Genomic DNA, 23,952 nt, shown 5'->3' with positions numbered 1-23,952 from the left:
GAAGGCGAAGGTGAAGGTGAAGGTGAAGGTGAAGGCGAGGGCGAGGGTGAAGGTGAGGGTGAGGGTGAGGGTGAGGGTGAGGGTGAGGGCGAAGGCGAGGGCGAGGGCGAGGGCGAGGGCGAGGGCGGGTGCCAGTGCAACAAGGACCTCGACTATTCGAGCGGTGTCAAAGGACTATTGGGCGACTTGTTCCTGTTGGGGTTGGCGCTGATAGTTACATTCTGCTGGCGTACGCCCCACGGCCGAGGGTGAAGACGCTTTTCCGCTACATGCGACGTGCTTCGGGGGGCGTTGGACTCGGGGCTATGCAGATTAACGCGCAAGCGGTACAATAGAGGGGGTTGATGTTTTTTCGGGGGCTGCGGGACGGCCCGGTCGTGCTCTGGTGATTCAGGTTGGGTTTACGGCAACCATGCCGTTCGATGGAGTGTGCGAAACATGGGGAATTGGCGTGTAGCTATCGTTCCGGTGTTGGGGTGTGTCCTCGCCGCCGCTTGGGCTTCGCAAGCGGCGGAGCTGAGCGAACCGCCCCTGGCGTCGGCGACGACCGGCGCGTCCAGCGGCCCTTCGCAGGACAAGCAGTCCCTGAGCGTGGATCGCTTCAGCCGGGAGGCCGTGATCGCCCTCTACCAGACGGTGTACCTTCCCGGCGAACTTATCCCCATGGGGTGGACGGGCAACAGCAGCTCCTGCACCGCCGGAACGAACAGCGTCCTGTATCATCAAGCCACGGTGGATCGAATCAACTATTACCGCGCCATGGCGGGGGTGCCGGGCAATATCACCTTTGACGACACGCTGAATGCCCAGTGCCAGGAGGCGGCCCTGATGATGTCCGCGGAGGATACCCTCAGCCACAGCCCGAATCCCTCCTTTGCTTGCTACACCGACGATGGCGACACGGCCGCGGGCAAGTCCAACCTGACCCTGGGCGAGGCGGGCCCGGAAGCGATTGATATCTACATGGAGGATTTTGGCCTGGGCAACAAGGCCGCGGGGCACCGGCGATGGATACTCTACCCGCGCCAGACGGTCATGGGCAGCGGCAACGTGCCCGCGAATGGTTCCAACAAGGCGGCGAACGCCCTCTGGGTCATCGGGGGCGGGCCTGCCAGTGGCGTCTCTCAACCCGCAGCCTGGCCCAACGACGGATTCTTTCCCAAGCCGCTCATTGTGGGGCGCTGGTCTTATTCCCATCCCGGCGCGGACTTTTCGGCGGCGACCGTCACCTTCGCCGTCAACGGCGTAGAGCAGGATGTCATCCCTTTTACCCCGCAGAATGGCTTTGGCGACAACACCATCGTGTGGGACCCGGTCGTCGCGCAGGGTTCGCCCGGTCCCGATGTGGTGTTTCAGGTGACCATCGATAATTTCAAAGTGGGCGAAGAAGTGATGTCCAAATCGTACGAGGTCATCGCCATCGATGTGATCGATGTCGGCGAGGGCGAGGGTGAGGGCGAGGGCGAAGACCTTTCCAATCTGCAGGTTGAAGTAACCGATCTCTCCACAAGCCTGCCCATTGAGAACGCCACCGTATCGTTGAGTCCCGAAGAGGCACCCGCCCAAACAGAAAACGACGAGGGGATCTACACGTTCTCCGGCCTGCCCCTCGGAACCTACACGGTCACCGCATCGGCCGTCGGCTACAAGACCACGAGTGGGGTAATTCAGTTGGACGAGGCGGAGGAGGGCCTGGCCTTGGAGTTACCGCGAAGTGCCGGCGAAGGCGAAGGCGAAGGTGAAGGTGAAGGCGAGGGCGAGGGCGAGGGCGAGGGCGAGGGCGAGGGCGAGGGCGAGGGCGAGGGTGAAGTTGAAGTTGAAGGTGAAGGTGAAGGTGAAGGTGAAGGTGAACCGGTCACGCTTGAAGAGGCTGCGGAAATGCTCGACGCGGCCTTCGACGACGCGGATGCAAATGGAGACGGTGTATTGAGTTTCTCCGAGGCCCGGACCGAGGTTGCGGGCTTGACCCAGGCGCAGTTTAACGCCATGGACACCAACAACAGCGACACCTTGACTGAGGCGGAGCTGCGCCGTGTCATTGGCGAGGACAGTGGCTGCGCCGGGACGAAGTCCGGCCCGCTTTCCTGGCCAAGGGACCTGGGCGAATGGCTCCTGGGTGTCCTGGGCGTGGCAACCTTCGCCCTGTGGAGCCGATTCATGTCGCCGGAGTCCTGATCCGGAAGTGTAGTGGTACATCACGCGGACTACGCACCGCCCCCAAGCCGGGGGCGGTGTTCCTTTTGGTGGAGCCAGCGCGTCTGAAAGGAAGGGGTTGCATGGCTCGCGGGACTTGGCTATTCTTGGAGATTGAACCCAGAGGAGAATTGCCGTGTCCCGACTCACCTTCCCCGCCCTCCTGATAGCCCTGCTGCTTTCCGCCGTCCAGCCCGTCCGCGCGGGTAACCATGAATTCGATGTGGTGGTCTATGGCGGCACCGCGGGCGGCGCCATTGCCGCCGTGGCGGCGGCGGAGGAGGGGCGCAAGACCGTACTCATCGAGCCCCGCACCCACATTGGCGGCATGACGTCGGGCGGACTGGGCCGAACGGATTTCGGGGACATGTCGGTCATCGGTGGGCGTTCGAAAGAGTTCTATGTTCGCCTCGGGAAGCACTATGGCGAATCGGTCTCGTGGTATTTCGAGCCCCACCAGGCGGAGCGCATCCTCAAGGAGTGGCTCGATGCGGCGGGCGTCACGGTGGTCTATGGCAGCCGCCTGAAGTCGCTGGAGAAGAAAGAAGACCGGATTACGTCCATTACGCTGTTGAATGAGGAGAAGTACCGGGGCGCAATGTTTATCGATTGCTCCTACGAAGGCGATCTGCTGCCGTCCGCGGGCATCACGTATACGTGGGGCCGCGAAGGTCGCGACGAATACGGAGAATCCCTGGCGGGCAAGGTGGATTATTGCCCCAAGCACCAGTTTGACGTGCCCATCAATCCCTACGGCGAAGACGGTGCGCTCCTGCCCTTGATTCAGGCAGACGATGGACTGAAACCGGGGGACGGCGACAAGAAAGTACAGGCCTACAACTTCCGCATGTGTCTGTCCAGCGTCAAAGAGAACCAAATACCCTTCCCCAAGCCCGATGGCTACGATCCGGCGCGATGGGAAATTCTGCGTCGCTATCTCGCAGCGCGACCGGGCCTGATCATGGACGACATCATGATCGTTTCGCCCATGCCCAACAACAAGACGGACGTCAACAACCGGGGGCCGGTCTCCACGGATTTCATCGGCGGAAGCTGGGACTATCCCGAGGCGAGTTATGAGGAGCAGGCGCGCATCTGGAAGGCGCACGAGGATTACGTCAAGGGCTTCTTCTATTTCCTGGCGAATGACCCTTCCGTACCGAAGGCGCTGCAGGATGAAATCAATGGATGGGGCCTGGCGAAGGACGAATTCGCCGACACGGGCCACTGGCCGCACCAGCTCTACGTGCGTGAAGCGCGCCGCATGATCGGCGCCTATGTCATGCGCCAGAAAGACCTGCAGGACGAGCGGACCAAGCCCGACACGATCGGCATGGGTTCCTACAACTCGGATTCGCATCATGTGCAGCGCTTCGTGGTGGATCAGTCGCCCTTGTGGGATAAAGGCACACCGTCGTTGCTCAACGAAGGGGACGTTCAGGTCCCGGTAAAAGCGTACGAAATGCCCTACCGTTCCTTTGTTCCGAAGAAAGAAGAATGCGTCAACCTCCTCGTGGGCTCCGTATTCTCCGCGACCCATGTGGCCTATTCCAGCATGCGAATGGAGCCCCAGTATATGATCATTGGCGAGGCGGCGGGCATCGCGGCGTCGATGGCCATCGCGGCAAAGGCGGCCGTGCAGGATATCGACATCAAGTCATTACAGGACAAACTTCATGCCCACGGCGGTGTCCTGCGGCGGGAAGACGCAAAGCCCCCGTATTTCGATGCGCGCGACTTGCCCGGCATCGTGCTGGATGAAGACGCCGCCGAGACGCAGGGGGAGTGGAGCACATCGCGGGGCGTGGCGCCCTATGTGGGCTTTGAATACTTGCACGAAAAAGTAGCCAATACCCCTGAATCGCGGGTGCGCTACACCCCGGATCTCCCCAGGGATGGGTGGTATGAAGTGCGCATGTCCTACACGGCGGAGAGATTCCGCGCGCAAAAGGTCAAGGTGGTCATTCAGACCGCGGCGGGTCAGGAAATCCAGTTCGTGAACCAGCAGAAGGAACAGGGGCCGCTCTCGCCCTTCATTTCACTGGGCACCTTCGCATTCAAGAAAGGCAAACAGGGCTACGTGGAAATCCAGGGTGGGGAAGATGCGGGCGGCTTCATTGTGACCGATGCGGTGCAGTGGCTGCCGAAGGAGTGAAGGAGTTCCGGCGCGCCGCCGTTTGGCCACGAAGATGGACTTGCCCATGGACCACCAGGGGCAACAGTTGCGGCAACCAATTGTTTCACCACCGTTGCGCTGAGAGCAGGAAGAAGAATGAGAGAAGGAGTTGGTGCGCGCCTGTGATTTTACCTGTAATCCAGGCCGACCATTTCGAACGTGCATTCCAATCGGCTTTGCGCCTTCGCGCCTTCGCGTGAAATACATCTGGAAGCGTGGCCATGCGACCTGCAAGTGTATCTTGGAGAGGCGTCCCAAAGCCGAAAGTAACTTCGATCCCATCTGTGTTCATCTGAGTCCATCCGTGGGAAAAATATCGGTTAGGCTGAAGTGTAAATGGACGCAAGCACACAGTGCGTTACCCACTGCGACACTGCGCGTGAAAGCAAGGCAATGAAATCTACCAACACGATTCTTGGTCTAATGATCCTACTCCCGGCCTTCTCCGCGCTTGCTACACCGCCCCAACGGGATTTTGACGTGGTGGTCTATGGCGCTACGGCCGGGGGCGTGGCGGCGGCGGTGGCTGCCGCCGGCGAGGGGGGCTCCGTCGCCCTCATCGAGCCGCGCCACCATGTGGGCGGCATGACCAGCGGCGGCCTCGGGGCCACGGACTTCGGCCGAACGCAGGTCATCGGCGGGATGGCCCGCGACTTCTATGAGGAGCTCGGCGAACTCTATGGCGAACCGATCTCGTGGTATTTCGAGCCCCATCAGGCCGAGCGTGTGTTGCGGCGATGGTTGCGCGAGGCGCGGGTTGACGTCTTTTTCGGGAGTCGTCTCGACGCCGTGGAGAAGGAGGGGGGGCGCATCGCCGCGATCACGCTGGAGAGCGGCGCGCGATTCACCGCCGAAGTATTCATCGATTGCTCCTACGAAGGCGATCTACTTCCCCGGGCGGGTGTTTCATACACGTGGGGCCGGGAAGGGCGGGATGCTTATGGCGAAAGCCTTGCGGGTCGCATCGAATACAGCGACAAGCACCAGTTCTCCGTGCCGGTGAATCCGCGGGATGACGCGGGCAATTTGTTGCCGCTAGTCTTCACCGGCGAAGGGGGCGCGCCGGGTTCGGCTGACCAAAAGGTTCAGGCCTACAACTTCCGGCTCTGCATGACCCAGAATCCCAAGAACCGTGTGGCCTGGCCCCGACCCGAGGGCTTCGACCCGGCGCAATGGGAACTGCTGCGGCGCTATCTCGCGGCGCGCCCGGAGACGAAATTCGCCGAGTTGTGCAATCCCATCGCCATGCCCGGCGGCAAGACGGACACCAACAACAACGGCCCCATTTCTACAGACTACATCGGCGCAAGCTGGGGTTATCCCGAGGGGAGCTACGAAGAACAGGCGGCAATCTGGGCGGACCACGAGCGTTACGTGAAGGGCTTTTTTTACTTTCTCGCCCACGATGCGGGCGTGCCCGCCGAGCTCCAGGCCGAAGTGCGCTCCTGGGGCCTGGCGAAAGATGAGTTTACCGATACCGACAACTGGCCGCACCAGCTCTACGTGCGCGAAGCCCGGCGTATGGTCGGGAGCTATGTCACGCGCCAGAGCGATCTGCAAGAGAACCGCCGGAAAGACGACAGCATCGGCATGGCCTCTTACAACTCCGACTCGCATCATGTCCAGCGTCTTCCGGCCACCGCATCGCCCCACTGGCCCGACGGCACACCCTCCACCCTCAACGAGGGCGATATGCAGGTCGGCGTGCGGCCCTACGACATGTCCTATTGTTCCTTTGTGCCGCAGGCGGCGGAATGCGAGAATCTGCTCGTGGGCTGTGCCTTTTCCGCCTCCCATGTGGCCTATTCCAGCATGCGTATGGAGCCCCAGTACATGATCATTGGCCAGGCCCTCGGCATAGCCGCAGCTTTGGCGCGCGAAGGGAATACCCCCGTCCAGGATATCGACGTCACCGCGTTGCAGGCGAAACTTCGGAGTCTTGGGGCCATTCTCCACGAGGACGAGGCCAACCCCGACTGGCTGCGGGCCTCGGATCTGCCCGGCGTAGTGATGGACAATGACCGCGCCGAACTCATCGGGAATTGGAAGCCATCCGTGAGCGCGGGACCCTTTGTGGGACTCGATTATGTGCACGACGACAACGCGGCCAGCTCCGAAAATATGGCTCGATTTAACCCCGGGTCATTGGCTCCGGGTCGCTATGAGATCCGACTGTCCTACTCGGCCAATCCGAATCGGGCGGTGCGGGCGCTCGTGCGGGTTCATACCGCCAGCGGAGTGGTCGAATTGCATCTGGACCAGCGCGCCTCTCAGGGAGCGCTCGCGCCCTTTGTGAACCTCGGTCTGTACGATATCGCGGCGGGCGGCGGGACGGTTGAAATTGTCGGCAGTCCCGATGCCGGCGGGGTCCTCAGCGCGGACTGCGTTCAGTGGTTGGCGCAATAGTCCGGCGGATCGGCGCGGATAAAGAGGTACTGATCGGCGACTTGATCAACCCATCGCGGGGAATACACTACCGGGAGGAGATTTTCCGTGGATGATCGGGCCGCGATGGTCCGTTTGCCCGTGAACATTGCCGGAGGGAAAGCGACGGGTCCCACACTTTCTCGGATCGATGTTCAACTGCTATCATCGAACCGGAGTCGACCCCTATTCCCTTCGGGGAGAACAGACGTCGAATCGGGCAGCCGCGCGAGGATTCGAAATCCGCGCGGAGGATGGAGGAATGGTGAACGTGTTTCTGGTCAAACGGATGAATGATGGTTCACGCCGGGAGGGTCATGCCCGATTGGCAGTGCTGGCGCGATGGGGGAATGTCGTTGCCCTGGTCTTTCTATGCTGTTTCCGATCGGACGCCCAGGTGACGGAACCCGCCCAGATGTTCGAACGTATGCGTTCCAACTTCTTGTTGGAATCGGGGGCCAGCATCGGAAACCGGATCGAGGCGGAGGTGACCTGGCGGTTGGAGAAAGACGGGCCCGCATTACGCTCGGGGCGCGTGGTGGACCAGTGGCTGGTCCTCAGCGACGGCGAGCGATACGGGACCGAGCGGTTCCGGCAGTCTCCCGACGGCGACCGTAAGACGCGTACCGTGTATCTGGATGAAGAGCGACGCGAGTTCGAATTCGACTTGACGGTAAGTGATGAAGTAGCAGTGGCGGGTAAATTGAGTATCCGCCATGGGTTTGGCCGCGGCCCATACATCCGCCTTCCCCTGCTCAATTATCTTGATCGGCTGTGTGGACCACCGGGTCGCTTCGGTTTTGGGTACAAGGCATTGGCAGACAAAGGCCAATTGGTCGAGGTTGACGGGCACCCGTGCCATGAAATTACAGGGGAGTGGAATGGGAGAATTTTCACGTTCTGGCTCGACCCCGAATTCGGCTGCCTGCCGCGCAGGTATACCATTCAGGTCACTCACGCCAGTGAGGCAAGCAGCCGACGGCGCGGCTGGCGTGATTCGAGAGACGAGAGGCTTCTGGCACCTCCCCCCGTAATAGATCAGAACACCATACCCGTCAGGACGGAGGAGTTGCTGTCCGTTACGGAACTCGCACGACAAAGTGGCCACTTTGTCATCGAAACCGCTGTGCTTGAGCGGACCCAATATTTCGACGGGGGAAGTGTATGTTCGGAACGGATCATTCTCAAGACTGGAGACTACGCCTCGGACGGGCGTCTGGATATACCGGGCTTTCTTGAGTTCAAGGGGCTCATGCGAGACGGGACGCCTGTGCAGGAATATTGGCCGGAACCAGGTAACGCTCCAGACTCGGTCGAGCGCTACACCCTGACCGGTGGTCAGCGACTCCCCGCCAGCAGGAGCTTCAAAGACTATCTGGGCGATCTCCGGGAAGATCTGGGCCGGCTCGGGCGAGACTTCTCCCTTCAGAATCTCCAGCGAATCGACAGCAAGTTTCTGATTGCTGTCTGCGCCATCGCCGCCCTGCTGATCAATGGCGGAATCGCCTATGCGAGCTACCGGAAGAATCGCACCAAGCCGTCCTGACGCGGGCGCTGACTCTGCAGCGTCAGGGGTTGCCTTCCGCCGTGCCTGTCGAGGGTACGCGTCGATCCACCGTCGGCGCGCCATCCTTGATTCCGAGGCCCTCTTCGGTGAAATTAACGTCGGGTGAGTCAATACCGACGCGAGTCTCTTTTAATGTGACTTCAACGGCATCCAAAGTTCCCGAAGTGTCCGTCAGGTGCCGCAGATGCGAGAGGAGCCAGATGCCGCGATACTCCGTGGATTCTACATAGGTCCCGTCGAAACGCTCGAAGGTTTCTGTGCTGAACACTCCTTTGTCGAAGAATCGGTTGCTGTACAGGCCCTCGACCAGGGAGTAACCCTGGTCCGGAGCCACGACGTACTGCGTTACCCCTTCCCGATCACGGCCATGGTCACCGCGTTTCCAGGTGAATTTCAGTTCGAGCAGGCGTTGGCCGTTCCGATGGACTTCGCTGATCTTCGGAAGCCGGTCTTGTTCAAGGAACTCTTTCAGCAGTTCATGCAGTACGTAGCCTCGAAACCGGTACAACAGTTCGGGCTCAAAACGGTAAAGAATGGCTATCGGATTTACCGACGCCGGTGGTTGCGTGTCGATAAAAACCGAATCTGCCGTAACGTCGTAAGTCACGGAGCGGTGGCCATCCAGTAGTGTTCGCGTGTTTTGAGGGGGGAAAGGCGACCAGATGGTGGATGGCGTGGCCGGCTGCGGAATCACTACATCGAAGCGCAGCAGGTCACCTCGCTGCATCCACGTGACCTTCGCCGTGTGGTTCGGGTCAAAGTGGAAATTATCCATCGAAAAGGGGAGCTTTTCCGCTGGGCGATCTTCCGCCACCTCGCGTTGCAGGCGGACGGTACAGGCACCGGATGAATGCTTCAGGAGCGCTGCGCGCTTCTCCGCGTTGGCTTGGATCGCGTCGATAATTGACTGAAGGGTTGGCTCGGAATAGACAAGGCTTGCGCTACAGCACAGGAAAAACGCGAGCGCCAGCCCGTTGAGAATACGCATCGCACGCCCTCCTGGAGTAGTCGTGTCGTTCGGTCGGAGTCGCCATTTTCAGAAAGAGAACAGTACCATCATCAAATATAACGTCCGAGCCACGAACTTGTTTGCGTTGTAACCCACGGTCTACTCGTTTCGGACCTGCCGCTCCGCTTCCTCCAGCTCTCTCAGCAATTTCCTCATTCTCTGGGCGCTTTCCGCCGCCGCTGCCTTTCGGCGACGGTGGATCGAAGCGAGCCGGCTGGCAGTTCCCGGAATCCAGGCGCAAGTTGTCTCGACGGAATATACGAACGAAAGCGTCGCGGCGACCGCAAATAGATTGGTGTTCAAATCCCCCGAACGGCCAAACACGGCCAGCCCGAGTATCCCCGTGAGGATATACTTGATCTGCACCAACTGCGTGACGGCTCTCTTGCCCCCGTCGCTGTCTGGCTCCCGCAGTGATTGTTTGTCCATGTCCGCTGCTCGCCTTGAGTCTTGAAAAATCAGGACTTCTGATTCCCGTAGTCGTCACTAGATTCCCGCGCGGCGGCCCGTTGCTGGAGAGGCAGCGGAGCGAGCACGACACGCTCAGGGTGTTCCTGTTGTTTCTCCTGTAGGTACTTCACCAACGCGTCAAGGTCGCAGTTGAATTCTTTCGCGATCTCGTCCTTGATTCGCCACACTTCTTCGAGAATGGGGTCGGCGGACATGGCTTAATGCTCCATAAGTTCTTCGGGACTACAGATAACCGGGCATTCGTAACCAGAGCGTTCGATAATGGAATTCATGCGCTTTCGGAGCGTTGCGTTTGCGATATGCCGGTAGTTCCAGGTAAGCAAGAATTCAGCGCGATGGATCGAAGCGACCGCAATGTGGAGGGCATCTGCCCCAGAGTTTGTCGGGAGGATACCGTCATCGAGGATGGCCCGCGCCAATAATCGAGCCGCTTCGCTCACATCCAGGAGCTTGCACCCGGAAAGTGCCGCAATCCGCTGCTGCGCTGCGTTCAGATCCCCTCTCGATGCTTCCAGTGTGACAATTTCCGAAGTGACCAATTCAAAGGCTTGGGCGGAATCTACCCACCAGCGCTGGGTCACTTCCTGGCGCGCGGCGGCAATCAGGTCCCTGCTCGGGCGACTGGTCAAGTAACTAATTACACTCGTTTCGATGTACACTGTGGGCTTCATACCCACAGTATAGCATCAAAAAATGCGCGTTACAGCCCCGTCTTCCTCTTGAGCATCCCGACTTCCTCTTCCGTCAGGTAGCGCCATTCGCCCGGTTTGAGCTCGCTGGCCTGGATGCCGCAGAAGGCGATGCGGGTGAGTTGTGCCACGGGGTGCCCTACCGCCTTGCACATGCGCTTCACCTCGCGGTTCTTGCCCTCATGGATCTGTAGGCGGACGAGGCTCTGCTTCGGTGTGTGCTTCATCACCTGGGCCTTCGCGGGGGCCGTCATGCCGTCTTCCAGCTCGACTCCCGCGCGGAGCCGCACGAGGGCTTCGTCGGTGACGCGGCCCCAGACCCATGCGAGGTAGACCTTGGGGATCTGGTAGCGCGGATGGATGAGGCGGTTGGCCAACTCGCCGTCGTTGGTGAGGAGGAGCACGCCACCCACATCGAGATCGAGTCGGCCGATGGGGAAGACCCGCGCGCCCACATCGCCGAGGCCGTCGAGCACCGTCGTGCGGCCATGGGTATCTTTGGCCGTGGTGATGGTATTTGGGAGTTTGTTCAACACCAGGTAGACGTGGGCCTCGGTGCCCACGGGCTTGCCGTCCACGTGTACCGTGTCGGTGCCGGGCTCGACCTTGCAGCCGAGCGATGCCACCTCACCATTGACCGTGACGCGGCCATCCTCGATCAACACTTCCGCGGCGCGGCGCGAGGCCACGCCGCAGGCGGCCAGGTATTTCTGGAGCCGTTCCACGGCCCTACCGCGTTTCCTGGAGTTCTTCCAGGGTGGGCAGTTCCTTGAGGCTGCCCAGGCCGAACTGCACCAGGAAATCGTCCGTCGTGCGATACAGCTTGGGGCGCCCGGGAGAATCGGAGACGCCGCTTACCTTGATGAAGTGGCGCTCCTGCAGTTGCTCAAAAGCGTGGGACACGCTCACGCCGCGGATCGCTTCCACTTCGGCGCGCGTCGTGGGCTGTTTATAGGCGATGATGGCCAAGGTTTCCAGCACAGACTTGGAAAGACGCTTGCTCCGCTTGATCTGGAAAAGACGGCGGATGAAGGGGGCAAACTCGGGTTTCGTGAGCAACTGGTAGCCGCCGCCGATTTCCTTCAGGAAATAGGGGATCTCCGGGCGCTTGTTCAAGTCCTCGCGCAGCTCTTCCAGCAGCATACCCACGATTTCCGGGTCCATGTGCTCGCTGATGGCCTCGGCGAGGCGCGTGGCGTTCATGGGCCGGTCGCTGGCAAACAAAAGCGCGTAAAGCGCCTGGCGCGTCTCTTCGCGGCCCATGGACTCGATGGAGACGATCTCCTCGTCGTAATCCTCGTCCTCGCCGGGGGCTTCGCCCTCGACCTGGCTGCCTTCGATGCCCTTATGTTCCTCGTTCTCGGCCACCTCAGCTCACCTTCTGCCCCATCAGTTCCAGGAAGGGCCGCAATTCTTCGACCAGCGCCGCGAACTTGTGGGGCTTCAGGGACTGGGGACCATCGGAGAAGGCTTCCGCCGGGCGGGGGTGTACTTCGATCATCAGACCATCGGCACCAGCGGCCACGGAAGCGCGGGACATGGGGCGCACGAGGTCCCACATGCCGGCGGCGTGGCTCGGATCGATGACCACGGGCAGGTGCGTGTATTTCTGGAGCACCGGCACCGCCTGGATGTCCAGCGTGTTGCGCGTCTCGGTTTCAAAGGTGCGGATGCCGCGTTCGCACAGCACCACGTTCGGATTACCCTCGGACATGATGTACTCGGCGGACATGAGCAGTTCCTGGATGGTGGACATCATGCCGCGCTTGAGGAAGACCGGCTTGCGGGCCTTGCCCACGGCCTTGAGCAGACCGAAGTTCTGCATGTTGCGCGCGCCGATCTGGAACATGTCGGCGTGCTTCTCCACAAGGGGAACCTGCTCCGTCGTCATGACTTCCGTGACCACCGGCATGCCGTATTCCTTGCCCGCCTCTTCCAGGAGAATCAGGCCCTCTTCTTCCATGCCCTGGAAGCTGTAAGGCGAGGTGCGGGGCTTGTAAGCGCCGCCGCGGAGCATGTTCGCACCCGCTTCCTTGCAGACCTTGGCCGTCTCGAAGATCTGGTCACGGGATTCCACAGAGCAGGGGCCACCCACAATGCAGAAGTTGCCATTGCCGATTTTCACGTTGCCGCATTCAACGACGGAGCGCTCCTGCTTCACCTCCAGACCGGCCAGCTTGAAGGGCTTAAGGATGGGAACCACCTTCTCCACGTGCGGCAGGCTTTCCAGCGCGGCGAGGCGTTCCTTGCCCCGCTCGTCGCCCACCGCCGCGATGACGGTGCGTTCCACACCCTCGATGACGTGGGGGCGATAACCCAGGTCTTCGACCTTCTGGATTACGTAGTCGACATCTTCCTTGCTTCGGGAGGCCATTATGATAATCATGGCGAAAACCTTCCGTGAATTGAATCATTGGCGACGCGGTGGGCCCCTGGCCTTCAGGCCGCATCTGGCTGAATAGTTACAATTTCCTGTCACGCCGCCGGGGAGCCGTCGCTCCCGGAGTCTCCACGGACAGGCCCTTCCGACTTTCCGGGAGACAGGTATTCACAGGCGGGCCGGGTTGGACTTATCCCCTTGAACCCGTTGGGTATAGGTCGTCAATGGATGGGGAAAAGCACTGGCCCGGAATGGAAAAGTATACCTGCCGCCGCCTTCGGAAAGCAACGAAATGGCCGCGCCGTGGTATTGTGGAAGGGTGCAATGCAACCTGTCGGGTCGGTTTCCGGCCCCACGTGGTACCATGATCGAGTAACCGGCTTGCGCGATGGGTAAAACGATACAGGAAAGGGGTCACAATGCGCGTCTCACTTCAAATCCTCGGCGTATTCCTCATGGCGGCGCTTGGCCTGCTGGGAACGGGCTGTCCCCCCGATCCCGTGGAAGCCATTTCCTTTTCCAATGCCACCCTCGATTTCGAGCGCAGCGAATTGCCGCGCTTTCTCGAAGTGTGGAACAACAATCCCGACGTCGAGCGACTCACGCTCGCCGTGACACCCTCCAACTCGTGGATCGTGGTCAACGTCCGCACGGTGGCAAGCAACGCGCCCGCACAGACCTCGGGCCCCTTCAACAAGCAGACCCTCCAGGTCTCCATTGATCGCACCCGGTTATCGGCCGGCCAGCACACGGGCAGCATCATCTTCAGTGCGCCCGGCATCATCACCCGCTCCGTCCAGGTGACCGTTACCCAGGATGAAACGGGCGGCTCCGGCGCGCTGAACGTCATAAACCCCGTGACCACCTATTCCTCGCCCTACCTCATCGATTTCTCCTTCTCCCTCCACGACAGCGACGGGCACGGCGTCGTGCGGGATCCCGATCTCTTCGCCGTCCTCGCGAGGGAAGGCGCACAGGTCATCCCCAATGAAACCGACGTCTACCTCCAGCGCGGCGCGGCCCGCCAATTGAAGGTCGCACTCGTGCTGGACTACACCCAGTCCATGCAGGAGTCCGGTGGCGCCATCGCGGCCATGGAGGATGCCGCGAAAAATATTCTTCTGCCCGCCCTCAACGACGATGCCCTGGTCAGCGTCACCGAGTTTCACCGGGACGATGCCGAGGCGGAAATCGTGACGCCCTTCACCGTGGATCGCGCCTTTACCCGCGACCGGATCGACGCAATCCAGAGCGAGTTCGTTCGCGGATTCTATTCCGCATCGCGCATGCTCGACGCCGTGCTCGACGCCGCGGGCGCCTTCGAGTCCGCCAGTCAAGACGAGGAGTCGCGGTATATCCTGCTCTTTACCGATGGCGACGATACCTCCAGCACCGCCGACACCAACGCCGTGGTGAATCTCGCGAAAGCCCGGGGCATCCGGATCTATGCCATCGACTTTGGCACGGATGCAGTCTCCACCGATCTCGATGAACTCACGGAGCGCACCGACGGCACCCTCTTCACCGCCGAAACCGTGGCCGATCTGGATGATTCCTTCATGCAAATCGTGCAGGACCTCGACGGCCAGTACACCCTTCGCTGGGCCTCCGTTGCCCGAAGCAATACCCCCTTCCTGCCGGGCTTCACGCTGATCCTCGGCGACGACTCAACCAGCTATACCGCGGAGACCAACTTCGTCCCCACCCAGCACGCGGGCAATGGTCCACTGGAAGGGAAGCTCCGCTTCGTCTCCTCCGACAGCGAAAACGCCACCACCGTCTTCCTCCGCGCGGATTATATCCCCCGGCTGATCAGCCGATTCAGCATCTATCTCGCGAGCGACACGGGTTTCACGATCGACGTGGTGGACGCGTCAAATGACGGTCTGCTGAGCGGCTGGACCCTCGCCAGCACCGACGACCCCGAGGGCAACGGCATCACCCTCGATTTCCAGTCGCCCGATGACCCCATGCCCTTTGGCGCCTTCGGTCCCATGCTGCGCATCAGCTTTGACGCGCTCATACCCGAGGGCGAACCCCTCTTCTCCCAGGTCTACGTGGACAACACCCTCTACGAGGGCGGCGGAGGCCAGAGCTTCGTGGTGGAGGGCTACGACAACACACCGCCGGTGAAGTAAGCCGATGGCATGAATGGAATTGCAAGGGCGGACCCGGGTGCGCCGGGGTCCGCCCTCTTGGCCTACCACGGATGGCGCGGAAAGGCAGGGTCGAAGCCCCGCGCGAATGTGCTATGCTGGTGCCAACGGCGAGACAGCCGCGCGCGTTTTTTCCATGGGAATCGACCCACAGGTGCCACCATGAGTAAGCCGTTCATCAAGCGACTCAAGATTTCAAACTTCAAGAGCATCGATACGCTCGAATTGCACGATGTTGGCCCCTTTTCAGTATTTGCCGGGGCCAACGGGACGGGTAAGAGCAATTTTTTTGATGCATTGGCGTTTTTTCAGAGGGTGGTGGTCAGTGGCGCGGTAGAAGCGATTCGTTCTTCGGGGGGCTCTGAATTTGTCCGAAATGCGACCGCGCTTAAGTCGTCTGATGAAACTAATTTTGGCATTGAGCTGGACGGTGTCCTTTTAGATAGCTCCGAGGCGCAAGCCGGGGTGTTTGTACCAACAAGTTATTCCATGACAATCCATGGCGGAGAATCTGGGCCCCAGTTGGAGGAGGGTCTGACACAATCCGGCAAGACGTACAACCGACCTCGTGGAAAGTCGGGGCTTGAATACACCACAATTACGGGGCATCCAATTAGTCCAAGAATCCGCGACGACTATTCAAACTTATCAATGTTTGAGGGTATTGCCGTCGGTGAACTCGCACGAAATATCCGTCTGTACAGAATCGATCCTGGCGCGGCGACGGGGGCCTTTGAGCCAGATGGCGATGACACATTCCTCGACGTGAGCGGTCGCAATCTGGCGGCGGTACTGTCCCGCATGGGGAAAGATCCCAATGTGCGGGAAGACATTCGCGAATGGATGGAGTTCTTAGTGCCGACGGTCGAATCGGTAAATATCGAGCGCAGGCATCTTGATCAAAGATCTGAGATCACGTTCAAGGAAAAGCATGCGGCGCGCGCGTTTCCCGCAGGCTTTGTATCCCAAGGTACCATGTTTGCACTGTCTCTTCTTGTCGCTATTCTCGACAAACCCGCCCCTCTCAGCCTAACACTCATCGAGGAGCCGGAGCGGGGATTGCATCCAAAAGCAATAGGCGAGTTGATCGAGTTGATGCGGGAAACCGCGACGCCGGAGCACGCGATTTGGATCACGACCCATTCCGAGTCCGTCGTGAGGCACACGAAGCTGGAAGAGTTGTGGCTTGTAGACCGAAAGGAGGGCGCCACGATAATGAAACATGCTTCCGATGGCAATCTGACCGATGAGGATATTCGCCCGTTCGGCATGGATGAGGCCTGGCTGTCCAATCTTCTGGGTGCGGGACTGCCTTGGTGAGGGTGGGTTTCATAGTCGAAGGCGACACAGAGAAACTCTTGGTCGAAAGCAGTTGCTTTCGCAACTGGATGCACGGAGACCTCGGTCTGGAGGTGGCTGATCCTGTCCTGAACGTGTCGAGCATCGACAATTTGAGGTCACACCGACTATCTTTACAATTTCCAGCCTTCGTCAAGGAGGCGCGGCCCGACAAGGTCGTTATCCTTGCCGATCTCGATCCAAGCGCGGTCGTACCTTGCATCACCGGCAGAAAGCAATTGATTTTCGCAGATGGTGTGGATCTCGTGCTGATCGCCAGAACATCGGTGGAATCGTGGTTTCTTGGAGATACCGAAGCCATGCGAAGTTACATGGGCAATAACGAATTCTTCGAAGCGATGCCCGAGGTTTATGCGAATGCATGGGAAAGACTGAAGTCCGTGCTCGTTGAGCATACAGGTCGAGGCCCGGGGGCAAGCAAGCCCAAGTTCGCCGAGAAGTTTATCCAGCGTCATGGCTTCGACCTTACCCGCGCCGCGGCACATCCCGCGTGCCCGAGTGCGGCCTATGCCATCGCGCGCTTGAAGTCCCTCGCCGCAACCTGACGCGCACGCGGGGCTTTGTATAGAATAAGCGTGAAGAGTTGAGTGTACTGGACTCAGGGCTCAACAATTGCCAAGTGTTGAGTAGTTGGTCTCGGGACCGTGTCCGTCCCTACTGTATAGAGAGTTTACTTGTGATAGAAGTTCGTTGCCCCCATTGCAATACCGTGCTGGAAGCGCCGACAGACCTCGCCGGAAATGGCGTCAACTGCCCGTCGTGCGGCGCTGCCGTCCGGGTGCCCGTACCCGTTTCCGCCGAGGTGATAGACGTGCGCGCCGTGGCCCTGAATGACCCGGAGCCCGAAAAAGAACCGAACTACGAAGACGATCCCTTCTTCAACCCGGAATACCAGCGTCCGCCGTCGGGCAACATGTGGGGACGTACCATCCGCATCGACCGGGGCGGGGATGGCTCCGGCTGCTGTCTCTTCGGTTGCGCCGGCCTGATACTTTTCGTCTTCCTCGCGATTCGCGGGTTCTTTTCTCTCTTCTAACCACACCAGGCGCGCCTCAACGTTCCCGCCGCCAATCGGCGCGAAATTTCCACTTGACAAAGTAATGATACTGCCTTATCATTACCGAAATCAGCGGGGGCATTGGAGCAGATCAGTGGTCAACAGCGCATTCAGCAGGACAGGATGGAATTTCAGCGCCGCGGCGTTGGCCGTCCTGCTTTTTGCCATGAACCTCGCCGTCCCCCTCCACCAGGCTACCCATAACGCGGCGCTTGTCGCCCATGGGCACCTGGATTGCGGCGGGCGCGCAACGTTCCTCACGCCCCACGAAGGGCACGGGGAGCACCGTCACGGGGAAGACGCCTGCCTTATCTGCCAGGGCGCGACCCGAATCGTCGGTATCCTGCCCGCGATCTCTTCCAGAGCGCCCGAACTGACCGGGCCGACCGGGGCGCCAGGCAGCCCCGGAACCCTCCACGGTGTCCCGGCGGGGCACGAATTTCAGCGAGGTCCTCCGCAGGAGGATTTCCCCGTAACCGGGGCCTGATTCCCCCTTTTTTTGCTCGCTGAATGCATCCCGATCCGGATAACTGCGCCCGTAGTGTGCCCGGTCGGGTCCCCATTCCAAACCGCACCCGTTCCGCGTGGAGAATTGTCATGGAAATCATCATCCGTCGCCGCGACATCTATGTTGTTTTTACCGTCCTCTTCCTCTTTGTATGCTGGGTCGCCTACGCCAAGTTTGAAAATCGCTCCATGCAGGCTCGCCTGCGGGAGCTCGCATCCAGGCACGTGGACGAATGGTTCAACACGGAGTCACCGCAGGTGAAGCGGGAAGACTTCGAGTATGTGGCCATTGTGGACACCGAGCGCCCCTACGAACTCTTTGGCCCTTCCTATGGCGTGGTGCACGTCTACATCCGCGAGAAGGGCGACAAGGATTGCAAGACCTTCAAGGGCATCGAGTACTACTACAAGCACGATGGCAACGAGTGGGAGCTGGGGGACAGTGCCGGGTGCTCCGCGAAAGAGCACCACATCCGGGCCTTCGAAACCTACCTCGAGAAAGGCATGGGCATCGAGGAGCGCGTTTTTGACGATGCCCTGGGCATCGAGTTTGACGTGGAGAAGCTCCGCGCGCACCTGGAGGGCCGGCCCTATGAGGGCGGCGGATTACACGATGGGCACGACCACGACGAGCCGGCGCTCCAGTCCGTCGAGCAAGGCGCGGCATCGACGGTGTCGGCGTCTTCGGAAGGTGAAGCCGTCCCCCATACCCCCACGATAAGGGAGAAACAATTGGATCGCATGTGGGACGAGCGGCAGGCCCGGAAGGAAGCGCGCAAATTGAAACAGGAAGAAGCTACGGAAATTCAGCCGGACGGAATGGAAGCGCAATGATCAGCAACGAGAATGTTATCGAAATCCGGGATCTCATGGTCGAGTACACGACCGACAGCGGGAAGCTCATCCGCGCCGTCGACGGACTCAATCTCTCCGTGAAGCGCGGCGAGGTCGTGGGTTTCATCGGTCCCAACGGCGCGGGAAAGTCCACCGCGATCAAAGTGCTGATGGGCTTCAGGAAGCCCACCAAAGGCACCGTGAAAGTCATGGGCCTGCCCGCGGGTCACATGGATGGTCGGCGCCAGGTGGGCTTCCTGCCGGAAGTCGCGCTGTACTATCCCTTTCTGACCGCGCGGGAAACCCTCCGCATGTTTGCGAAACTGCGGGAGATACCAAAGCCACAACGCGAGGCCATGATCGACGAGTTGCTCGCGAAGGTGAAGCTCACGGGACGCGATCGCGAGCCGGTGCGCGGCTTCTCCAAGGGCATGCTCCAGCGCGTGGGCATCGCCCAGGCCATCATGGGCGAACCCGACCTGCTGATCCTGGACGAGGTCACTTCCGGGCTCGATCCCGTGGCGCGCTACGACGTTCGCCGCATCCTCATGGACTTCAAGGCGAAGGGGAAGACGGTGTTCTTCTCGTCCCACGAGCTCTCCGAGGTCACCATGCTCTGCGATCGGGTGATCCTGATCGACGAGGGCAAGGTGCTGGCGGAAGATCACCTTGCGGCCATGTCGAACGCCATCCGGCGCCATATTGTGAAAGTGGACGGCCTGCTCTCGCCGCCGGTGCTGCCGCCGGGCGTCTATATCCACGCCGTGAGCAACGGCCAGACCACCTTCTCCGCGGACAGCGTGGAGGCGCGGGAATCCATCGACCAGTTGCTCAGGGAACTCAATGTGGAGGCGAAATCCTCCTATGAGGAGCCCGGCTCCCTGGAAGACTTCTTCGTCCAGCGCATTGGTCACAAAGTCAGTTGATTGGAACTATCGCCGTGGCCCCGATGGGCCGCGCATACTCTTGGAAAGCCATTTCCCATGGATAAAATTCTGGGCATCGCCCAAGTCACCATCATCGATTCCTTTCGGCGCAAAGATCCCTACGTCGTCCTTATTCTCGCCGCGCTCATCGTATTCGGCGCGGGGCTCTTCAGCCGTTTCGGCACCGAAGGGCTCGGGAAATTCGTGAAGGACGTGGGCTTCACCACCACCGGGCTGCTTGCGGTACTCATCTGTGTGGTCACCGCCGCCCGCCAGCTCCCCAACGAAATACAAAACCGGACCCTCTATCCCCTCCTGGCCAAGCCCGTTTCCCGGCTGCAGGTCTTTCTCGGCAAATACCTGGGCGTCTGCGCCATGGCCTCCGCCGTGGTCGTGCTCTTCTCGGCCGAGCTCTTCCTGCTCTTCAAGATTCTCGGCGTCCCCGTATCGGCGGTCTTCTTCCAGGCCGTCTACCTGCGCATCCTCGCCATGTGGATCATCGCCGGACTCACCCTGTGCCTGTCGGTCTTTCTGACCCACAGCGGCAACGTTACCGTGTCCATGCTCCTGGCCCTGGCCATGCAGACCTTCGCCAATACCCTCACCACGGTCCGCACCGACCTGGAAGGATGGGGGCGCACGCTGATGGAAGTCCTCTACTGGGTCCTGCCCCATCTCGAGCTCTTCGATCTCACCAAGCGCGAGGTCCACGGTTACCTGCCCACCCCCTTCTGGGTGCTCGCGGCGCTGACGCTCTACGCCCTGGTTTACGCGTCGGTGTTCATCGCCGTGGGCGTTCGCCGCTTCCACCGTGTCGATCTCTAAGGAGTTTTTCCGATGAAAAAAGATACCCTGGTGGTTCTGGGCCTCGTCGCCATCGCCCTCGTCGCGGGCGCCATGCCGGGACGGCTATCCGCCGCCGTGGTGGTCTCCGACGCCACCTACCAGCCCAGTGAAATCGAAGCGGCCAAAGAGTCTATCGCCCTGTCCCTCATGGGCCAGCTCCAGATGTCCGTGGGCGACCTGATGTGGCTGAAGAGCATGGAATACCTCCACGTCGGCATGGTCCAGCGCATGCCCACCAAAGGCGAGGAGGAAGAAGGCTTCATGCGGCAGGACGCCACCGGAACCGCCGTGGGCATGGGCCACACCGAAGGTGTGAACATGGTTCTGGACAAAAATCGGGACTGGCGCGGCCTGCTCGGCGAAATTCATCGCAACGTGACCTGCTATCAGGAAGGGCACGTCCACGACGACCCGAAAGAAATCATTCCGTGGTACCAATTGGCCGTCAAGCTCAATCCGCGGCTCGAGCGCCTCTACACCCTGGGCGCCTTCTACCTCACCGACTTCGCCGGTGATCCCGCCGAGGCGAAGGATTTGCTCGTGGCCGGTTTGAAAGCGAACCCCAACAGTTTCGAAGTCAAGGCCGCGCTGGGTCGCCTCTTCTTTGAGTATGCCGACCGTCTTGAGTTGCTCATCCACGAGGAGAACCGGGGAAAGGAAATCGAAATTCCGGAAGATCTGAAGCGGTTTCACCCCAGCAACGCCACCGAGGCCTACCGCGTCGCGGTCGAAGTACTGACCGAGGGCGCACGGGACGCGCTGAAGCTCAAACTCGCCATGCGCGACAAGCGCGAGGTTTTCGATGAGTTTCAGGACCAGGTCCACGGCGAAACCTATCTCTTCCTGGCGCGCGCCCTCACCGAGCTGGGTGAATATGACAAGGCCATGGCCGTCTGCGATGAAGGTCTTGAGTACTCCCGGCACAATCTCCTGCGCTCGCAGCGCCGCGTCGCGGAGCGCCTGAAGAACGGCGAAACCGCCGAACCGGTCAGTTAGCGCGAGCTGCGGCATGCGCGTGAAACGGAAAGTCCGGAGCTCGGGTGGCCGCACCATCGGTTGCCGCCCCTCGGGAGCCAGGTATTGCGCTGCGGTCTCATGGGCCTTGCCTGTCATGGTGGCGGCCGTAGTGATTCGGCTGCTGAGCGCCGTGCCGGGCGTGCCGGTGCTGCATTGGCATGGTACCGATGGGCGCTTCCACACCCACGCCGGTGGTGGGCTGCCCCACGAACACGGGGATCAATCGGGTGACGGTCCGCAGCCGGACGGACACTTCCCAGTCGCCGCGGGCTACTACTCGCCCAACAGTGCGGCTGTAGAAGATGCGGACGCTTCGCAGACGGTACCGATGGAACAAGCGGCCGGGTGGCCTCATCCCCTGTGGGTGCGGGTGCCCGAGTCGCAAGATGGGGTGGAGGACCTCCAGGCACGGGCTCCACCTCAACCGGAAAGGACAGAACTCGTGTAGTTTTCAATCCGCGGCAAGATGCCGTCCTTTCCCGCCGCTTCGGCTGCATCAAATAGTGGAGTACCGAATATGAATGAAGCACCACGACGGGGTTTTACCCTGATCGAGCTGCTGGTGGTGATAGCCATCATTGGCATACTCGCGGCCATCTTGCTTCCGGCATTGGCGCGCGCACGGGAGGCCGCCCGAAGAGCCTCCTGCCAGAACAATTTGAAACAACTGGGCGTCATTTTCAAAATGTACGCCAACGAGTCCGATGGAGAGAAGCTGCCGCGGCGCAAGACCTACAATTGCGACGGCGCCACGTTGAGCGACACCATGATCTTCGACGGTACCCTCCTCATGCCCGAATATCTTACCGACGCCGAAATCGTGATGTGTCCCTCCTGGGGAAAACACAAAAGCGCGGTGGAGCGTTATGACGCCAATGCCAATGGCCGAGTCGATCCCTGCGAGTTTCTCAAAGAACCCTACAACTACATCGGTTGGTTGATTCTGAAAGATGTGAACATTGTTGGGCCACTCACGGGCACGGTCGGCACCGACACCGGAGGTCGCTTCTCGGAGGGCCAGTTCGACACCAGCACGCCCTGGGGAGAATTGGCCCGCGCCAATGTGGCCTCGTCCGGCGCCCAGAGCGATCGTGATTTCACCGTGAGCGGCGCCTACGCCGGCACCCAGGCGAACGGCGGAAACGTGCTGTACCGACTGCGCGAAGGTATCGAGCGATTCCTCATTACAGACATAAACAATGCGGGCGCCACAGCCAGGGCCCAAAGCGACGTGGCGGTCATGTGGGACCACGTCACCACGAACCCGGCCGACTTCAGCCACATTCCTGGAGGTGGCAACGTTCTCTACATGGACGGCCATGTCGATTTCATGAAATATCCTCATGAGGAATTTCCCATGAGCGTCGACAGCGCCCGGACCTTTGGTCGCTACAACCGGCCCTTCAACGGCGTGTAGATCCTGAATCCGAAGTTCATCGCTATCATCACGCCTCCCACGGATGCGCCGCCAATCGCATCCTGCTCCACCGGGGCGCGGGTACCCGACCACAACCCGCGCCCCGGACTCCCCTTGTGCGCCACTTGATACTATTGCGCGCGTTGAATCTTGCCGGGTTCCAATGTAATAATTCCGGGGCGCGTCTAAAGGGTGACGCGCTGGCCGGAAGGCCTTTTCCAACCTTCACCTGCGGCACTAAACGGGGCATTTCTCCAGTCGGCAGACCACCACATTGACTTTCGATCGCGGGTCCAGTTTTCGTATCGCAGAACCTGGCCGCAGGCGCGGATCGCCCGGCGGCCGAAATCTTCCTGTGGCTTTTCTCATGCTGGCCCTCCTCGGGCTGCGCCTCGTGGCAGGTTTTCCGGGGGTCTACACGCCCCACACTCACGGCGGCGCAACCCACACCCATGCATCGGGCGGGGTTATCCATCAGCACCTTTCGGGGGACCGCGCGGACCGCACCAACTACCCAATTCGCATCGCGGTGCGCACCCGCCCGGCCGATTGGGAGCACGTTCACACCCACGGTTCTTCCGGGGGACACGCCCATCCCGCCCCAGCGCGCGGCAATCAGTCATCCCGTCCGTCCGGTGATGAGCGCGGCAATCATCATCGCGGGCCGGACCGGGAAAGGGCGCCGGAAAATTACTATTGCGCCGCGGCCATGTCTTTGCTGGCGGCAGAATCCCTTTCGCCTCTCCCTGCACCCGCCCGCCTGGCGGGTGTGTTCTATGCATGCACCCCGGTGAAGCAACGCGCCCATCGGCGCGCCTGGAGTCCTCGCGGCCCGCCGCCGAAGGCGGGTTCCACAGGTCTTGCTTTCACTTAATTAAATCCATTCCGTGCGGCGTGGCCGTGGCGGCCCGTGGGGTCGTGTGC

Annotated in this window: 24 protein-coding genes; 17 read left to right on the top strand and 7 right to left on the bottom strand. The window is 60.6% G+C overall.

Annotated features, from left to right (window positions below):
- From JNK74_20690 to JNK74_20670, 5 genes are all read left to right on the top strand, one after another.
- Positions 1 to 252: hypothetical protein (locus JNK74_20690; protein MBL7648601.1), on the top strand; the 252-nt coding region annotated here is incomplete at its 5' end.
- Between the two features lie 186 nt (positions 253 to 438).
- Complete coding sequence (locus JNK74_20685) at positions 439 to 2,175, top strand: carboxypeptidase regulatory-like domain-containing protein (GenBank protein MBL7648600.1); 1,737 nt, start codon at positions 439 to 441, stop codon at positions 2,173 to 2,175.
- A gap of 154 nt (positions 2,176 to 2,329) precedes the next feature.
- On the top strand, positions 2,330 to 4,348 hold the full coding sequence (locus JNK74_20680) for an FAD-dependent oxidoreductase (protein MBL7648599.1): 2,019 nt from the start codon (positions 2,330 to 2,332) through the stop codon (positions 4,346 to 4,348).
- Positions 4,349 to 4,762: 414 nt separating this feature from the next.
- A complete protein-coding gene (locus JNK74_20675; GenBank protein ID MBL7648598.1) occupies positions 4,763 to 6,775 on the top strand; it encodes an FAD-dependent oxidoreductase in 2,013 nt (670 codons plus the stop codon).
- A gap of 289 nt (positions 6,776 to 7,064) precedes the next feature.
- Positions 7,065 to 8,339 (top strand): hypothetical protein, encoded by a 1,275-nt coding sequence (locus tag JNK74_20670; protein MBL7648597.1) that lies wholly within the window; start codon positions 7,065 to 7,067, stop codon positions 8,337 to 8,339.
- Between the two features lie 22 nt (positions 8,340 to 8,361).
- On the opposite strand, the gene JNK74_20665 is transcribed toward JNK74_20670, so the two are convergent.
- The 7 genes from JNK74_20665 to aroF all read right to left on the bottom strand — a co-directional run bounded on the left by JNK74_20665 (position 8,362) and on the right by aroF (position 12,915).
- Positions 8,362 to 9,348 carry a hypothetical protein gene (locus JNK74_20665; protein MBL7648596.1) on the bottom strand — a complete coding sequence of 329 codons (987 nt, stop codon included), beginning with the start codon at positions 9,346 to 9,348 and terminating at the stop codon, positions 8,362 to 8,364.
- Between the two features lie 120 nt (positions 9,349 to 9,468).
- A complete protein-coding gene (locus JNK74_20660) occupies positions 9,469 to 9,798 on the bottom strand; it encodes a hypothetical protein (GenBank protein MBL7648595.1) in 330 nt (109 codons plus the stop codon).
- Between the two features lie 29 nt (positions 9,799 to 9,827).
- Positions 9,828 to 10,034: a hypothetical protein gene (locus tag JNK74_20655; GenBank protein ID MBL7648594.1), complete on the bottom strand. Its 207-nt coding sequence runs from the start codon at positions 10,032 to 10,034 to the stop codon at positions 9,828 to 9,830.
- Between the two features lie 3 nt (positions 10,035 to 10,037).
- On the bottom strand, positions 10,038 to 10,511 hold the full coding sequence (locus JNK74_20650; GenBank protein MBL7648593.1) for a type II toxin-antitoxin system VapC family toxin: 474 nt from the start codon (positions 10,509 to 10,511) through the stop codon (positions 10,038 to 10,040).
- 29 nt (positions 10,512 to 10,540) lie between these two features.
- Entirely contained in the window at positions 10,541 to 11,254 is a 714-nt protein-coding gene (locus tag JNK74_20645; GenBank protein ID MBL7648592.1) for an rRNA pseudouridine synthase, read from the bottom strand.
- Between the two features lie 4 nt (positions 11,255 to 11,258).
- Positions 11,259 to 11,897, bottom strand: coding sequence for an SMC-Scp complex subunit ScpB (gene scpB, locus JNK74_20640; GenBank protein ID MBL7648591.1), 639 nt, complete (start codon positions 11,895 to 11,897; stop codon positions 11,259 to 11,261).
- A gap of 1 nt (position 11,898) precedes the next feature.
- Complete coding sequence (gene aroF, locus JNK74_20635) at positions 11,899 to 12,915, bottom strand: 3-deoxy-7-phosphoheptulonate synthase (protein MBL7648590.1); 1,017 nt, start codon at positions 12,913 to 12,915, stop codon at positions 11,899 to 11,901.
- Positions 12,916 to 13,328: 413 nt separating this feature from the next.
- Between aroF and JNK74_20630 the strand changes: the two genes are divergently transcribed.
- The 12 genes from JNK74_20630 to JNK74_20575 all read left to right on the top strand — a co-directional run bounded on the left by JNK74_20630 (position 13,329) and on the right by JNK74_20575 (position 23,902).
- Positions 13,329 to 15,047, top strand: a complete 1,719-nt coding sequence (locus JNK74_20630) for a VWA domain-containing protein (GenBank protein ID MBL7648589.1) — start codon at positions 13,329 to 13,331, stop codon at positions 15,045 to 15,047.
- A gap of 180 nt (positions 15,048 to 15,227) precedes the next feature.
- Positions 15,228 to 16,385, top strand: a complete 1,158-nt coding sequence (locus JNK74_20625) for an AAA family ATPase (GenBank protein MBL7648588.1) — start codon at positions 15,228 to 15,230, stop codon at positions 16,383 to 16,385.
- Between the two features lie 38 nt (positions 16,386 to 16,423).
- Positions 16,424 to 16,969, top strand: coding sequence for a hypothetical protein (locus tag JNK74_20620; protein ID MBL7648587.1), 546 nt, complete (start codon positions 16,424 to 16,426; stop codon positions 16,967 to 16,969).
- 131 nt (positions 16,970 to 17,100) lie between these two features.
- On the top strand, positions 17,101 to 17,460 hold the full coding sequence (locus tag JNK74_20615; protein MBL7648586.1) for a hypothetical protein: 360 nt from the start codon (positions 17,101 to 17,103) through the stop codon (positions 17,458 to 17,460).
- A 115-nt stretch (positions 17,461 to 17,575) separates the two neighbouring features.
- Positions 17,576 to 17,968, top strand: coding sequence for a hypothetical protein (locus tag JNK74_20610; GenBank protein MBL7648585.1), 393 nt, complete (start codon positions 17,576 to 17,578; stop codon positions 17,966 to 17,968).
- Positions 17,969 to 18,078: 110 nt separating this feature from the next.
- Positions 18,079 to 18,822 carry a hypothetical protein gene (locus JNK74_20605; protein MBL7648584.1) on the top strand — a complete coding sequence of 248 codons (744 nt, stop codon included), beginning with the start codon at positions 18,079 to 18,081 and terminating at the stop codon, positions 18,820 to 18,822.
- Positions 18,819 to 19,748, top strand: a complete 930-nt coding sequence (locus JNK74_20600; GenBank protein MBL7648583.1) for an ABC transporter ATP-binding protein — start codon at positions 18,819 to 18,821, stop codon at positions 19,746 to 19,748. Before JNK74_20605 ends, JNK74_20600 begins: the two co-directional genes overlap by 4 nt.
- A 57-nt stretch (positions 19,749 to 19,805) precedes the next feature.
- Positions 19,806 to 20,573: an ABC transporter permease subunit gene (locus JNK74_20595; GenBank protein ID MBL7648582.1), complete on the top strand. Its 768-nt coding sequence runs from the start codon at positions 19,806 to 19,808 to the stop codon at positions 20,571 to 20,573.
- A gap of 12 nt (positions 20,574 to 20,585) precedes the next feature.
- Positions 20,586 to 21,590 carry a hypothetical protein gene (locus JNK74_20590; protein ID MBL7648581.1) on the top strand — a complete coding sequence of 335 codons (1,005 nt, stop codon included), beginning with the start codon at positions 20,586 to 20,588 and terminating at the stop codon, positions 21,588 to 21,590.
- 130 nt (positions 21,591 to 21,720) lie between these two features.
- Positions 21,721 to 22,059, top strand: coding sequence for a hypothetical protein (locus JNK74_20585; protein MBL7648580.1), 339 nt, complete (start codon positions 21,721 to 21,723; stop codon positions 22,057 to 22,059).
- A 69-nt stretch (positions 22,060 to 22,128) separates the two neighbouring features.
- Positions 22,129 to 23,028: a DUF1559 domain-containing protein gene (locus JNK74_20580; GenBank protein ID MBL7648579.1), complete on the top strand. Its 900-nt coding sequence runs from the start codon at positions 22,129 to 22,131 to the stop codon at positions 23,026 to 23,028.
- 355 nt (positions 23,029 to 23,383) lie between these two features.
- Positions 23,384 to 23,902, top strand: a complete 519-nt coding sequence (locus JNK74_20575; protein MBL7648578.1) for a hypothetical protein — start codon at positions 23,384 to 23,386, stop codon at positions 23,900 to 23,902.
- Positions 23,903 to 23,952 lie beyond the last annotated feature (50 nt).

The organism is Candidatus Hydrogenedentota bacterium, from assembly GCA_016791475.1.
Taxonomy (GTDB): domain Bacteria; phylum Hydrogenedentota; class Hydrogenedentia; order Hydrogenedentales; family JAEUWI01; genus JAEUWI01.
This window is presented reverse-complemented; position numbering and strand designations above follow the sequence as displayed.